This is a genomic window from Paraburkholderia phytofirmans (assembly GCF_046028095.1).
Taxonomy (GTDB): Bacteria; Pseudomonadota; Gammaproteobacteria; order Burkholderiales; family Burkholderiaceae; genus Paraburkholderia; species Paraburkholderia phytofirmans_A.
This window is the reverse complement of sequence record NZ_JAQQDJ010000005.1, coordinates 170192-184639: the sequence shown is the minus strand read 5'-3', so window position 1 is coordinate 184639 and position 14448 is coordinate 170192. Positions and strand designations below refer to the sequence as shown.

The window sequence follows — 14448 nt, the reverse complement described above, 5'->3', positions numbered from 1 at the left end:
GCGTTATTGTCGTATGCTTGGCGTTTTCCGAAACGTCAGGTAAATGTAATGGATAACTGGTGGCACGCGGTGTGGGCAACCGCCCGGGGAGAGTTCTCCGATCTCGGCAGCGCGGCCGACGTCACTCAGGTTCTGATGCGCCTCGGGCTGGCGTTGATACTCGGCGGCATACTCGGTTTCGAGCGTGAGTTGTCACGGCGCGACGCCGGCATGCGCACGCACATGATGGTGTCGGTCGGCGCGGCGCTGTTCGTGGTCGTGCCGCTGCAGGCCGGTTTCTCGCAGGACAACATGAGCCGGGTCTTGCAGGGACTCGTGTCCGGGATTGGTTTTCTGGGCGCGGGCGCCATCATCAAGCTCAGCGCTGAGCGCGAGGTGCGCGGTCTGACGACGGCGGCAAGCTTGTGGCTCACCGCGGGCGTCGGCGTGGCGGCGGGGCTTGGGCGCGAGGCCACGGCGATTCTCAGCGTGGCGATCGCGCTGGCCATTCTGTCGAGCGCGCGCCTGTTCAAAAGTCGCGAAGAGGAAGACAAGTAGTGGCGTGACGGGCCCTCGATCCTACGAAAGCCGCCATCGGAATATGCAGGCAAATACTTGCATGTTGACCACAGTGTTCCTAATATGCAGTTCGCAACTACGTTGCATGGGACCAGAGTAAGCGCTAAAGCGCCAACTCTGGTCGACAGGAGACTGCATATGAACACATCCACTGATCGCATCGAAAAACAGATTCTGCTGAAGGCGCCGCGCTCGCGCGTCTGGCGCGCGCTGTCCAATGCAGAGGAATTCGGCAACTGGTTCGGCGTGAATCTCACCGGCAAAGAATTCGTGGCCGGTCAGTCCGTGCAGGGCAACATTACCTATCCCGGCTACGAGTATCTTGTCATGGACGTACATGTCGAGCGCGTCGAACCCGAGCATCATCTTTCGTGGCGCTGGCATCCTGCCGCGGTCGATATCAACGTGGACTATTCGCCCGAGCCGACTACGCTGGTGGTCTTCGAATTGACTGAAGTCGAATCGGGCACCTTGTTGCGCGTGGTCGAGTCAGGCTTCGATCAGCTTCCCCCCGGCCGCCGTGAAGAAGCGTTCCGGATCAATAGCGGCGGGTGGGATGAACAGATGACGAACGTCGAACGGCATGTCGCCAAGGGTTAAGAAGACGCCTGGCTCAGTCGCTCTGAAGGCGGCGGCGCTACGCAGTTCCGCGGCCATTTTCGCGGCGCTCGGCGATGAAACACGCCTGCGTCTGGTCGCGGTATTGTGCGCGGGCAGCGCGATGTCGATCGCGCAACTCACTGCGGGAACGGACATCACGCGGCAGTCCGTCACGCAGCACTTGCAGGTGCTCGTCAATGCGGGTCTGGTGCGCGACGTGAAGGTGGGCCGTGAACGCCTGTGGGAATTCGAGCCCACCCATCTCGACGCAGCGCGCCGCGCGCTCGACGCGATCTCGCGACAGTGGGATCACGCGTTGTCGAGGTTGAAGGCGGTGGTTGAGGAGTGAAAACCGCTGCTTAAAACTTATGCCGCAGCGCGACCCGAACAGCGACCTGCGTACCCGTCGACGACGGCGCCTGCACACCCGGAATAAACGCGTCGTCGAGAATCGAGTGAGTCGAATCGCCGGCGACCTTCTGGTACTCGCCCTGCACATACACGTCGGTGCGCCGCGACAGGTTGTAATCCGCCATCAAACCCACCGAGTGAATCTTCGGCTTCACGCTGCCTGACGACGCATCGTAGTTTTCCATCGTGTACACGTACTGGGCGCCCACGAAAAACGCCGGCGTGAACTGGTATTTGCCGTTCAGCTCGAAGTTCTGATACTTCAGCGTATTCAACGTGACACCGGGCGCGGCCAGCGGAATGCCGATATAGCCGTTGCCGGTCGGATTCTTGTAATTCGAGTTGGTGTAGGCAAAACCGGCCGTCGCCGAGCCGAACGTGTAGTTGATGCCGCCACCGAACACCCGCATACGTCCCGCGATAAAGCTCGCGTCGTTCGCGGTAATCGCGCCGGTCGAGCCCACGCCGGGATTGTCCGCTTGCATATACGCCGCCGCGATCAGCAGGCCGCCGTTCGCATACTGCCCGCCGAAGCTATACGCGCGGTTGTTCGCGAAGTTGGTGTCGTTGCTGAACGCGTAAGCGCCGCCGAACTGGAAGCCCGCCATCTCCGGGCTCGCGTATTTCACGCTGTTGCCGAGGCGAAACGAGTTGTCGGTGTTGTCGTTGTCATACGGATGCGCAAACAGGTAGCCGGCCCAGTTGCCGTTGGCCGTGGTCTGCGCGAGATAGTCGACCACGGAATCGTACTGGCGCCCGAGCGTGACCGTGCCGAAGCGAGCGTCGCTCAGACCCACATACGCCTGGCGGCCGAACATGCGGCCGCCCTGGCCGAGCCGTCCCGAACTCACGTCGAAGCCGTTTTCGAGTTGAAACACGGCCTTCAGACCGCCGCCCAGATCCTCCGAACCCTTCATGCCCCAGCGGCTGCCTTGCGCATAGCCGCTCGCCATTTCCCACACCGCGCCGTGCCCCGCGTTGTTGGTGTAGTCGATGCCTTCGTCGAGCACGCCGTACAGCGTGACGCTGCTTTGAGCGAAGGCCGGCGACGCCGCCAGCGAGGCGAGTGCGGTGAATGCGGCGGTAGCAATGCGGTTCTTTTTCATCATGAGCTCCAGACCTTGGTAGTGGGCGGACCGAACGCGCCGGTCGATTCCGAACGCGTCTACAGCCCGCTGCTTTTTTGGCAAAGCCCGGATTCTGCTATTCGGGATGCGAATCGCGAATGAGGCACATCCCTGGATAAACGTGATTTTTTCGAATGTTTGTCCCGCGAATTATTCGCTTGTGGCGGGCGGTGACCCGGAGAAAAATTCCGTTCATGCACCTTTGGCATGAAGGCCATAGCCGAGGGCAATGCGTTTTTCGCACCATGCTTTTCAGGAGACGACCATGCGACTCGATCGGAATTTTACTAACGGCCGGTTCATCGAACCCGCGTCCGACACCGCTCGCCGCGATCTCATCGCCGTTTGCAATCCGGCCACCGAGGCCGTGATCGCCCATGTCACGGGCGCCACCCAGGCCGAAGTCATTGCCGCGGTCGATGCCGCCGCCGTCGCGCAAAAAGCCTGGCGCAAGCTGCCGTCGGCCGAGCGTGCGGTCTATCTGCACAAGCTCGCCGATGCGCTGACCGAATGCGCGCCCGCCATCGGCGCGGCGCTCGCGCTGGAGTCGGGCAAGAGCGTGGCCGACGCCACCAACGAAGCGATCTACGCCGGCCAGATCACGCGTTACCACGCAGAGTGGGCGCGGCGCATCGAAGGCGAAGTGATTCCAAGCGATACGCCCGACGAAAATCTCGTATTGCATCGCGAGCCGATCGGCGTGGTCGCGTGTCTGATCCCGTTCAACTATCCCGTCTATACGTTCATGCGCAAAGTGGCGCCGGCGCTGATCGCCGGCAACACGGTCGTCGTGCGCCCGAGCAACAACACGCCGACTTCCGCATTCGAAATCGCCAGGGCAGTGGAGAAGGCCGGTTTGCCCGCGGGCCTCGTGAACATTCTGGCGATGAACCATGCCACCGCCGAGGCGCTTTGCACGCATCCCAAGGTCGGCATGATCACGCTGACGGGCAGTGTCGGCGCGGGCCGCAAGGTGCTCGACTATTGCAAGGCCAACATCGCCAAGCCGTCGCTCGAACTGGGCGGCAAAACGCCCGCGATCATCGAGGCCGATGCGGATCTGGAGAAAGCCGCGCGTGACCTCGTTGCTTCAAAGACCACGCATTGCGGCCAGTTGTGCACGGCAATCGAACGCGTCTACGTGCAGGAAAGCGTGCATGACCGCTTCGTCGCGCTGCTGAAAAAACACATGAGCGCAGTGGAAAGCGGCGATCGCAGCGAGCAGCCGTCGCTGATGGGTCCGCTCGTCAACGACGCGTCGCGCCAATCGATTCACGCGATGGTGGAACGCGCGGTCGCGGCGGGCGCTACGCTCGAAACCGGTGGCAAGCTGCCGCAAGGCAAAGGCTTCTTTTATCCGGCCACGTTGCTGTCGAATTGCCGTCAGGACATGGAAATCATTCAGGAAGAGACCTTCGGTCCGATCATGCCGGTCGTCAAATACCGCACGCTCGACGAAGCGCTGGAGATGGCCAACGATCATCAATTCGGTCTCTCGTCGGTGCTGTATACGGAGAACTATCGCGGCGCGATGAAGATCGCCAACGGCATCGAAGCCGGCGAACTGTACGTGAACCGTACGCCCGCCGATCCGTATCAGGGCTTTCACGCCGGCTGGAAACGTTCGGGCCTCGGCGGCGACGACGGCAAGCACGGCATGCTCGAATTTACCCAGACCCGTCTCGTGGTCATGAAGTACTGAAGCTAACCGGCACGCGCCGCTTGTCGAAACCTCGCGGCGCCTGCCTTCCTGAAACGCAAGAAAGCCGCAGCGATTCTGCTGCCAGTCCATAACAAAACATATTGGAGACCGGGCGGCCCAAAAAGCCGGCACTGTGTCTCTGAGGAGCGCTCACGTGTCATCCCAACCCGTTCGAACCGATGCTTCGCTCGCTTTAAGCGACGAAGAGGCCGCCCTGCAAAACAGCAAGACGCAGCGTTATATCCAGCTCATCCTGCTGGTGATCGCAGCCGGCGCGATCTATCCGATTCTGTACCTGCGGCAGGTGTATCAGCCGACGATGCTCGAAGTGTTCCACATCACCGATAGCCAGCTCGGCTATCTGTATTCGTCGCTGGGCACGATCTTTCTGTTGAGTTATCTGCCGAGCGGCTGGCTCGCGGATCGCATCGCGCCGCGTTTGCTGATCTGCTTTTCGCTGATCGCCACCGGCGTGCTCGGGCTGTGGTATTCGAGCGCGCCTTCTTTCCCCATGCTGATGATGATCTTCGGCGGCTGGGGTTTGTCGACCGGTTTGACGTTCTGGGCCGCGGTCATCAAACGCGTGACGATGATTGCCGGCGCGCATGAGCAGGGCCGTTTCTTCGGCTTGCTCGACGGTGGACGCGGCCTGATCGAAGCGATGCTTGCGACCATCGCGATCACGCTATTCGCATGGATGACGCAGACCAAGGGCGAACCGGTCGCGGCTGGTTTCAAGCTGGTGGTCTACATGTACGCGTTTCTTTGCATTGCGCTCGGCGTGGTACTAGCACTCGTCAAGGACCCGCAAGGCACCGAAGACGCCGCCGCCAATCGCGCCGCGCGTCAACGCAACAACGTGCTGACCGATCTGAAGACGCTCGCAAAGATTCCCGAACTGTGGCTGGTCGCCGCCATTGTGTTCTGCGGTTACCAGGTGTTCTGGGCGACCTATAGTTTCTCCGCGTATCTGCATGAAGGCGAAATCGGCCTCACGGTCGTGATGGCGGGCACGATCACCACGCTCAAGCTGTGGATGCGGCCGATCGGCGGCATCGGCGGCGGCTTTCTTGGCGATCGCTATTCGAAGGTGTCGGTGCTCGTGATTGCGCTCTTTCTCGCCGCGCTGTCGCTGTTGGGTCTGATGGCGGCACCGCGTATTTCGAGTCACGTGTTGCTGGTGTTCCTCGTGCTGTTCATCGGCATTCTGACTTACGCGATTCGCGGCCTGTACTGGTCGCTGCTGGACCGCTGCAACATTCCGGTTGCCACGATGGGCCTCGCGATCGGCCTGATCTCCGTGCTCGGCTATTCGCCGGACGTGTTCCTGCCGCTCATCAACGGCTATCTGACGCAGACGTTCCCGGGCGTCTTCGGCTACCAGCTCTACTTCGGCTATGTGGCCGCCATGGCGGCGCTCGGCGGCTTTGCCGGGCTCGCGCTGAGAAACATGCTCAATAGAAAAGAGGTTGCGTAAATGAAAGTCGTCTCGCTCGAAACGCATATCGTCGCCGTACCGCCGCCGCACGTGGGCGGCATGTACTGGATCTTCGTCAAGCTCAAGACCGATTGCGGGATTGAAGGTGTCGGCGAAATCTATTCGGCGACGTTTCATCCGAAAGCGATGACCCACATCATCGACGACGTATTCGGCCGCTATCTGCTCGACAAGGACCCGCATCACATCGAGCGGCTCTGGCGCGAAGCGTATTCGAGCGGTTTCACGCAACGCCCCGATCTGACCATGATGGGCGTGGTCAGCGGCCTGGAAATGGCGTGCTGGGACATCATCGGCAAGGCGGCTAACAAGCCGGTGTACGAGTTGCTGGGCGGCATGGTGAATCAGCGTCTGCGTTCGTACACGTATCTGTATCCGAAGAACAGCCGCGGCGAGTACGACTACGACGATCCCGATCTCGCCGCCGAATGTGCGCTTGAAAACGTCAAGCGCGGCTTCACGGCGGTGAAGTTCGATCCGGCCGGACCGTACACGGCGTACTCGGGCCATCAACTGTCGATGGAAGTGCTGGACCGTTGCGAGACCTTCTGCCGCCGTGTGCGCGAAGCTGTGGGCAGCAAGGCGGATCTGCTGTTCGGCACGCATGGGCAAATGGTGCCTTCGTCGGCGATCCGGCTCGCGAAACGCCTCGAAAAATACGATCCGCTGTGGTTCGAAGAGCCGGTGCCGCCGGGCCAGGAAAGCGCGATGGCACAAGTCGCGCAGCACACCAGCATTCCGATTGCGGCGGGTGAACGTCTCACCACCAAATACGAATTCTTCAAGCTGCTCGAAGCAGGCGCCGCGTCGATTCTGCAACTGAACGTGGCGCGCGTGGGCGGCTTGCTCGAAGCGAAGAAAGTCGCGACGCTGGCCGAGGTGTACTACGCGCAGATCGCGCCGCATCTGTACAACGGCCCGATTGGCGCGGCGGCCAGCATCCAGCTCGCGACGTGCACGCCGAACTTCCTGATTCAGGAAAGCATCGGCACGTGGGACGGTTTTCATGCGGCCGTGCTGAAGAAACCGATTCAATGGGAAGACGGCTACATCATTCCGTCGCAGGAACCGGGCCTCGGAGTCGAGCTGAACATGGAAGTCGTCAGGCAGCACACGCCGTACACCGGCGAGCGTTTGCATCTGCAAATGGCGGCGCAACCGGCCGATGTGAAGGATCTCGCGCCGGCCAAGGGTTGAGTGCGCCTTACATCCGGCGGGTTTCACCACTACGTTTCAATGGATTGAGCGCCGTCTGGCGATATAGAGCATGAACTACGATTACATTATCGTCGGCGCGGGTTCGGCGGGCTGCATTCTCGCCAATCGCCTGTCGGCGTCGGGCCAATATTCGGTGCTGCTGCTTGAGGCGGGTGGCAAGGACAGCTCGTTCTGGTTCAAGATTCCGGTGGGTTTCACCAAGACGTATTACAACGAAACCTACAACTGGATGTACTACAGCGAACCGGAAAAAGAACTCGACAACCGGCCGATCTATTGTCCGCGCGGCAAGGTGCAGGGCGGCTCGGGCTCGATCAACGCGATGATCTACGTGCGCGGCCAGCCGCATGATTTCGACGATTGGGCCGCCGCCGGCAATACAGGTTGGGCATTTCGCGACGTGCTGCCGTATTTCCGCAAGCTCGAATCGCATCCGCTCGGCAACACGGACTATCACGGCGCTGACGGCCCGATCCGCATTTCGCCGATGAAAGACGCGGTGCATCCGATCTGCCACGTGTTTCTGAAAGGCTGTGACCAAGCCGGCTATCAGCGCAGCGACGACTTCAATGGCGCGCAATTCGAAGGCTCCGGCATTTACGACGTGAATACGCGCAACGGCCAGCGCTCGTCGAGCAGCTTCGAGTATCTGCATCCGGTGCTGTCGCGCAAGAACCTCACCGTCGAGCGCGACGTGCTGGCAAGCCGCGTTCTATTCGACGGTAACCAACGCGCGATCGGCGTGAGCGTCACGCAGAACGGCAACACGCGGCAATTCATGGCGACGCGCGAAGTGATTCTGTCGGCGGGCGCGGTCGATTCGCCGAAGCTGCTGCAACTCTCCGGCGTGGGCGACAGCGCGTTGCTGGCGAAGCATCGCATCGCGATGGTCAAGGAACTGCCCGCCGTGGGCCAGAATCTGCAGGACCATTTGTGCGTGAGCTTCTACTATCGCGCGAACATGAAGACGCTGAACGACGAGATGCGGCCTCTGCTCGGCAAGCTCAAGCTCGGTCTGCAATATCTGCTGACGCGCAAGGGGCCGCTCGCGATGAGCGTGAACCAGTCGGGCGGCTTCTTCAAAGGCAACGATCGGCAAGCGCAGCCGAATCTGCAGTTGTACTTCAATCCGCTCTCGTACCGGATTCCGAAGAGCAACAAGGCGAATCTCGAACCGGAACCGTACTCAGGCTTTCTGCTGGCGTTCAATCCGTGCCGGCCGACGAGCCGCGGTTCGATCGAGATCGCGTCGAATCGCGCCGAAGACGCCGCGAAGATCCGCATCAACGCGCTGACCACGGAGAAGGACATCGACGAAGTGATCCAGGGTTGCGAACTGGTGCGCAAGGTGATGGCGTCGCCGGCGTTGAAGGCGATCACGGTCGAGGAAATCTCGCCGGGGGCGCAGGTGAATACGCGTGAGGGCTTCCTGCAGTACTTCCGCGAGCAATCGGGTTCGATCTATCACCTGTGCGGTTCTTGCGCGATGGGCGACGATCCGCGCACCTCGGTGGTGGATGCGCGATTGCGTGTGCACGGTATCGCGGGCTTGCGCGTGGTCGATGCGTCGATCTTCCCGAACATCACGTCGGGCAATATCAATGCGCCGACCATGATGGTGGCGGAGAAGGGCGCCGACATGATTCTCGAAGACGCCGCGAGCGACGTTGCGTATCGGCCTGTAACCGCGGAGATGGCTGCGGCGGCGTGATCCGGTAACGCACGCTTCAACCGGCGTCGCTCAAAGGCGCCGATTCCGACGCATCGAGCGCGCGTCCGCTCAACCAGATTTCCTGCTGCAGCCAGTCGCGGAACAACGCGACGTGCGGCAGTTCGTCCTGTTCGGCGCGCGTGACGAACCAGTACGACTGATGCCCGTCCACGTGCACGTTCAACACTTGCACGAGTTGACCCTCGGCCAGTTCGCGCGCGATCATGTGACGGTCGGCGATGGTTACGCCGAGCCCGTCGATTGCGGCGCGAATCGCGTGATCGAGCAGATCGAATTCATAACCGCCACGCGTATCCACGTTTTCAATGCCCGCCGCCTTGAGCCAATGCTGCCAGGTGAGGTAGCGCTGATCGGCGCTCGCGAGCACATGCAACAGCGTGAACTGATTCAGATCGATTGCCGCGCTGCTCGCCTCGCGCGCGAGCAAGGCGGGCGAGCACACCGCGATATGCCGTTCGCTCATCAAGAGACGGTTTTCGACACCTTCCCACTCGCCATTCCCAAAACGGATCGCGCAATCGAGCACGCCGGATTCCGCGAGGTTGTCGTCGACGCGCGTCGACAGACTCAGTTCGAGTTGCGGATGCGCGTCACGCAAGCGGCCGAGGCGCGGCATCAGCCAGCGGCTCGTGAAGGTGGGTGGCGCATTGATGCGCAGGCGATTGCGATGGGTTTTTTCCTGCAGGCCGCGAACCGTGAGTTCGATACGGTCGAACGACTGCTGCAGTGCTTGCAGAAGAACACGGCCGGCAGCCGACAGTTCCAGATGATGATGGTGACGCTGCAGCAGCGTCTCGCCCAATTGCGCCTCGAGTTGCCGAACCTGCCGGCTCACCGCGCTTTGCGTGACGTTGAGCAGTTCCGCGGCGCGGGTGAAGCTGCCCGTGCGGCCGGCGACTTCGAAGGCTTTCAGCGCATTCAGCGCGGGCATTTTGCGTTTCAAGATGTTCGACCGGGACGTGGCGCGGTAGCGCGATGTCCCGGTATTTTACTGGTTTGCCTGCGCGGCGCGTCGCCCATGATGCGCCGCGCAGGCGTTGCCGCGTCAATAGGCAATACAGACCGACTTGCTTTCCGTATAGGACTCGATGATCGACTTGCCGTGTTCGCGGCCGATGCCCGACGCCTTGAAACCGCCGAACGGCATCGCCGGGTCGACCATGTTGTGCGTGTTGACCCACACCGTTCCGGCCTCGATGCCGTCCACGAGCCGCAGCGCCTTGTCGAGCTGATTGGTCCAGACGCTCGCGCCGAGACCGTACTCGGAGGCGTTTGCCTGAGCTAGCACTTCGTCGAGGTCGTCATAGGGCATGGCGACCAACACCGGGCCGAACACCTCTTCCTTGACGACTGAAAGCGGCTTGCAGGCGCGATTGGCGATCACAGTTGGACGCACGAAGTAACCCTCGCGCTCCACGCGCGCATCGCGCGACAGGATCACGCCGCCTTCGTCCTTGCCCTGCGCGATCATGCCGGCCACTTTGTCGCGATGCCGCGCGGAGACCATCGGACCCATCTGCGTCGCCGTGTCGAAACCGGAGCCGAGGGTGATGCCGTCGGCGACGGCGGCAATGCCTTGCACGACTTCGTCATAAATGGAGCGCGCGACATACAGGCGCGAGCCCGCCGTGCAAACCTGGCCGTGATTGAAGAAGATCGCGCCTGCCGCGCCTTCGATCGCCTTGCGCGGGTCGCAGTCGTCGAGCACGATCACCGGGCTCTTGCCGCCCAATTCTAGCGATGCGCGCTTCAGATCGTCCGCGCATTGACGGCCGATGATGCGCCCGACTTCGGTCGATCCCGTGAATGTGACCTTGTTCACTAGCGGATGCCGCACGAGCACCGCGCCTGCAGTTTCACCACGGCCGGTCACCACGTTGAACACGCCGGCAGGGAAGCCCGCTTCGTGCGCGAGTTCGGCGAGACGGATGGCCGTCAGCGGCGTTTCTTCAGCGGGTTTCAGCACCACGGTGCAGCCGCAGGCCAGCGCCGGGGCGATTTTCCATACCGCCATCAGCAGTGGGAAATTCCACGGGACAATTGCGGCGACCACGCCGGCCGGCACGCGTTTGGTCGATGCGTTGTAGCGCGTGCCCGGCGGGAATGGAATCGACAGATCGAACGTGCTGCCTTCGATCTTGGTCGCCCAGCCGGCCATATAACGCAGCCATTGGACGCTGCCGGCTACTTCCAGCATCTTCGAGAAACCAATCAGCTTGCCCTGATTCAGCGTTTCCAGCGTGGCGAGTTCGTCGCTATGTCGCTCGACGAGGTCGGCGAGTTTCAGCAGCAGACCCTCGCGGACGGCCGGCGGCATTCTGCGCCACGCGTCGGATTCGAAGGCTGCCTTCGAGGTTCTGACCGCGTGATCGATATCCGCTTCGGATGCGTCGGGGATCTGCGCGATTTCTTCAGCGGTGGCCGGGTTGAAGACCGGAAAGGTTTTACCCGCGGCGCTGCCGGTTTTTTCGCCGTTGATGAACATGGTGTGCGGCAATGTGGCCGCTAGCTTGTGTTCGGTCATGGTGGTTCGTCTCCGTTGGGGTTGAATGGCCGTGGCGCTAGCCGGAAGGGTTCGTCTGACGGCGGTATGGGTTCAGGTGCGGGTGGACGTGTTGCTTTGCGCGCCAACGCGTTGCTAACGACGCGGCGCAGATTACGTTCGCCGTCGCGCTCAATGCGTACAGCAAGACGAATCCATCGCCGAAAAAATAGGGGCTCGTGGATAACGCCGCGCCGAGCACCATGCCGAGGTGATGCGCAACGCCGGGGCAACTAGCGCTCAATACGCTGGTCGAGTTGCCGCGCAAGTTCACGAGCGCCGGAATCGTCAGGCAGTCGAGAATCAGAAAGACCGCTGCCGCGAGTGGCGCGAGCGCGGGATTGTCGTTCGCCGCGAGCGTGCCGATCAGCGTCGCGCGCGCGATGTACAACGCCATCAACATGCGATTGCCGCGCGAGCGCTCGGCGATCAATGCCAGCGCGCAGACTGCTGCAAGCGAAAGCGCGATTTGCCAGAACGGTTGTGCGCCGCTGACGCCGCAGATTGCAAAGAGCTGGAAGCGGGCGAGACTGCCGCTGGATAGTCCTGCGAGCAAGGCGAGGAGAGCCGTTGCAGTTGATGGTGTCGTCAGCTTGATCGAATCGGGATCTTGCTCAATGCCGCGATCCACGTCGCGACGCGAGTCGGCGTTGGCGCGCGGCCGATTGATCAACATGCCGACGCCCGTCGCGATCATCAGCACGGCAATCGCAATGCCGTGCGCCGAACCATTCAAATACGCCGGCACGCTATTCATCGCGCTGATCGTGACGATAAGCGTCGCGGCGCTCGCCAGCAGCGTGGTTCGGCCGGACGAGCGCGACATCAACAACGGCACGCTCATCATGGCCGCCAGCATCAGCGCGCTCATCCATAGCTCGGTGGCGTGCCGGCCGAGGGCGGCCTGCATCAACAGCGCAGCGCCGCCGCCCGCGAGGCACACGCATGCCGCGCTCGCGCACAGCATGCGTGCCAAAGCGGCGTGCCGCGCACGAGGCATCAGCGGATCAGTGCTTGCAGCAGCCATGATCCGTGGACTTGCCGTCTTCGACGCTGTTCAGATCACGCTCGGCCGGCAAGTCCATCGTCGGGTTGGCCGAGAAGAAGTTGTTCGGCTTGAGCATGAAACCGGCGTACTCCACCGGCATCACCGGGAAATCCTCGGGCTTGCACACGTGTGTGTGGCCGAAGCTGTGCCACAGCACGACATCTTCGTTCTCGATGTTGCGGTTTGCCTCGATATAACGCGGCAGGCCGTCGCCACCCGAATGCTGATTCGGATAATCGCCGCTTGCATAGCGCTCAGCCGGATCGAACGGCGTGACCCACACGTGGCGCGTGGCAAAACCGCCGCGCTGACGTACCTTCGAACGTTCGTCGGCGAGCATCAGTGGCGAGTCGTTCACGACCAGTTTGTAGCCCGGATTCGCGCCCACGGCATTCTTCACGTTCGGGTTGCTGACCTTCCAGTAACGGCCTGTGCTGCCATTTGCGTTGCGGGCAGCTTCGCTTTCGGTTTTCAACACGCGTTTGGTCGTATCGAACACATTGCCGTACGGATTGTTCTCGCCCATTGGACGCGGCACGAATTCGTGCTCGGTCACCGTGTTGCGCTCGCCGTCCACCATCATGTGCATGCGGGCGTTGAAGAAGTGCTGGTGCGTCGGGCCGCCGAGGTTCTCCGTGATCATGCCGCCCCACGGGTAGGTGTCGCCATCGGCCACGGCCGACGTTTGCACAATGCCGGTCAATTTGCATTCGAGCTGGATCGTGCCGTCCTGGTACAGATACCAGTAGAAGCCGTAATCGTAATTGCCGACCGTGGCGAAGAACGAAATCACGAGGCGTCGCGAGCGGCGCATTTCGAATACGCCGGTGCGGAATTCATAGTGTTTCCACAGCGTGCCGTAGTCTTCTTCGTGCATGCAGACGGCGTTCTTCATCACGAACTGATTGCCGAAATCGTCCGCGGACGGAATGTCGAAATAGCGGATCGTGCCGAGGCAATCGCAACCGAGTTCGAGCTGATTCGCCAGTTTGCCGAGACCGTATTCGCCTGCGTCGAACGCGCTCTTCCAGTAGTGGTTGGTGGTCGGGTCGGAGTAGGGCACGCACATTTCCGTGACGCTCGCACGGTAAATGATCGGGCGGGTGCTCTTGCCGTCGTCCCATGACAGTTGATGCAGCACCAGCCCTTCGCGCGGCGTGAAGCCGACACGGAAGTTCCAGTTCTGCCAGTTCACGTGCCAGCCGTCGATCGTGAAACTCGGGCCGTCGGGCTGGTTGATCGACAGCGGTTTGAGCGTGCTGCGCGGTTCGCCGAGACTCGGCGTGTCGTAATTGTGTTTGGTGCGCGGAATCGGAATGATGCGGCCGTCGTCCACCAGTTCGATCACTTTCTTTTCGAGCAGATCGACCACGGCCATCACGCCTTCGATTGGATGCGCGTAGCCGTTATCGGTCAGCGTCTCGCGGTAATAGCTCACGCAACGCACGAGACGCCGGCCGTTTTCGTTCTCGCGATCGAAACAGCCTGCCGAGAACGGATCGACCTGCACGCGTTCCAGATCTTTCTCGCTGAGGCCGCGCTTCATGACTGCCACGCGCCATGCTTCATCGCTCTTGACGATCTGTTCCGCGTTCATGAAGTCGTCGATCATGATGGGCGGCTGGCCGTACGGCGCCTCGCCGAACGGCATCACACGGCGCGCGGCGAGTTTCTTTTCTCTCAGGTCCACCTCGAATTCGATCGTCGCGCCATTCGACCGATCGATCGCGAGCACGAAGGCCGTGCGCGAAAAATATTCACCGGTCTTGAATGCCACCACTTCGGCTTTCGGCGGCTCGCGCAATTCGACCATCGGAAAACGTGCGTGCGAATCGAGCTTCTCGGCGGCTTTCACGAGATCGCACGCGAGCTGCATTTCTGCGCCGCTCAGCGGATCGAGCGGATGAACGGGGGCGTGAGCGGCTTTCGTGGCATTCGTGTTCATAAGATTCCCGTAAGGAGTTGCTGGACCGGACAGCGTGCTCGCGACGCGAATGAGACGCGGCGAACGC

General features: G+C 61.5%; 12 protein-coding genes. 7 read left to right on the top strand and 5 right to left on the bottom strand.

Going from position 1 to position 14448, the window contains the following annotated elements:
- Positions 1-48: 48 nt before the first annotated feature.
- The 3 genes from PQR54_RS16675 to PQR54_RS16665 all read left to right on the top strand — a co-directional run bounded on the left by PQR54_RS16675 (position 49) and on the right by PQR54_RS16665 (position 1507).
- Positions 49-537, top strand: a complete 489-nt coding sequence (locus PQR54_RS16675; RefSeq protein WP_408247505.1) for an MgtC/SapB family protein — start codon at positions 49-51, stop codon at positions 535-537.
- 159 nt (positions 538-696) lie between these two features.
- Positions 697-1158, top strand: coding sequence for an SRPBCC family protein (locus PQR54_RS16670; RefSeq protein WP_408247504.1), 462 nt, complete (start codon positions 697-699; stop codon positions 1156-1158).
- A complete protein-coding gene (locus PQR54_RS16665; protein WP_408247502.1) occupies positions 1142-1507 on the top strand; it encodes an ArsR/SmtB family transcription factor in 366 nt (121 codons plus the stop codon). Before PQR54_RS16670 ends, PQR54_RS16665 begins: the two co-directional genes overlap by 17 nt.
- Before the next feature lie 10 nt (positions 1508-1517).
- On the opposite strand, the gene PQR54_RS16660 is transcribed toward PQR54_RS16665, so the two are convergent.
- Positions 1518-2675 (bottom strand): porin, encoded by a 1158-nt coding sequence (locus tag PQR54_RS16660; protein ID WP_408248062.1) that lies wholly within the window; start codon positions 2673-2675, stop codon positions 1518-1520.
- Positions 2676-2961: 286 nt separating this feature from the next.
- Between PQR54_RS16660 and aldA the strand changes: the two genes are divergently transcribed.
- From aldA to PQR54_RS16640, 4 genes are all read left to right on the top strand, one after another.
- Positions 2962-4398, top strand: a complete 1437-nt coding sequence (aldA, locus tag PQR54_RS16655; RefSeq protein ID WP_408247500.1) for an aldehyde dehydrogenase — start codon at positions 2962-2964, stop codon at positions 4396-4398.
- Positions 4399-4552: 154 nt separating this feature from the next.
- Complete coding sequence (locus PQR54_RS16650) at positions 4553-5875, top strand: MFS transporter (RefSeq protein WP_408247498.1); 1323 nt, start codon at positions 4553-4555, stop codon at positions 5873-5875.
- The gene (locus tag PQR54_RS16645; protein ID WP_408247495.1) at positions 5876-7093 is read left to right on the top strand and encodes a mandelate racemase/muconate lactonizing enzyme family protein; all 1218 of its coding nucleotides are present in this window, start codon (positions 5876-5878) and stop codon (positions 7091-7093) included.
- A 70-nt stretch (positions 7094-7163) separates the two neighbouring features.
- Positions 7164-8825, top strand: a complete 1662-nt coding sequence (locus PQR54_RS16640; RefSeq protein ID WP_408247493.1) for a GMC family oxidoreductase — start codon at positions 7164-7166, stop codon at positions 8823-8825.
- A gap of 16 nt (positions 8826-8841) precedes the next feature.
- Here the strand turns inward: PQR54_RS16640 and PQR54_RS16635 are convergent, their stop codons facing one another.
- The 4 genes from PQR54_RS16635 to PQR54_RS16620 all read right to left on the bottom strand — a co-directional run bounded on the left by PQR54_RS16635 (position 8842) and on the right by PQR54_RS16620 (position 14381).
- A complete protein-coding gene (locus PQR54_RS16635) occupies positions 8842-9777 on the bottom strand; it encodes a LysR substrate-binding domain-containing protein (RefSeq protein WP_408247491.1) in 936 nt (311 codons plus the stop codon).
- A gap of 114 nt (positions 9778-9891) precedes the next feature.
- Positions 9892-11370 carry a phenylacetaldehyde dehydrogenase StyD gene (gene styD / locus PQR54_RS16630; RefSeq protein ID WP_408247489.1) on the bottom strand — a complete coding sequence of 493 codons (1479 nt, stop codon included), beginning with the start codon at positions 11368-11370 and terminating at the stop codon, positions 9892-9894.
- Positions 11371-11407: 37 nt separating this feature from the next.
- On the bottom strand, positions 11408-12415 hold the full coding sequence (locus tag PQR54_RS16625; protein WP_408247487.1) for a hypothetical protein: 1008 nt from the start codon (positions 12413-12415) through the stop codon (positions 11408-11410).
- Positions 12396-14381 carry a primary-amine oxidase gene (locus PQR54_RS16620; protein WP_408247485.1) on the bottom strand — a complete coding sequence of 662 codons (1986 nt, stop codon included), beginning with the start codon at positions 14379-14381 and terminating at the stop codon, positions 12396-12398. The genes PQR54_RS16625 and PQR54_RS16620 overlap by 20 nt, the downstream gene beginning before the upstream one ends.
- Positions 14382-14448 lie beyond the last annotated feature (67 nt).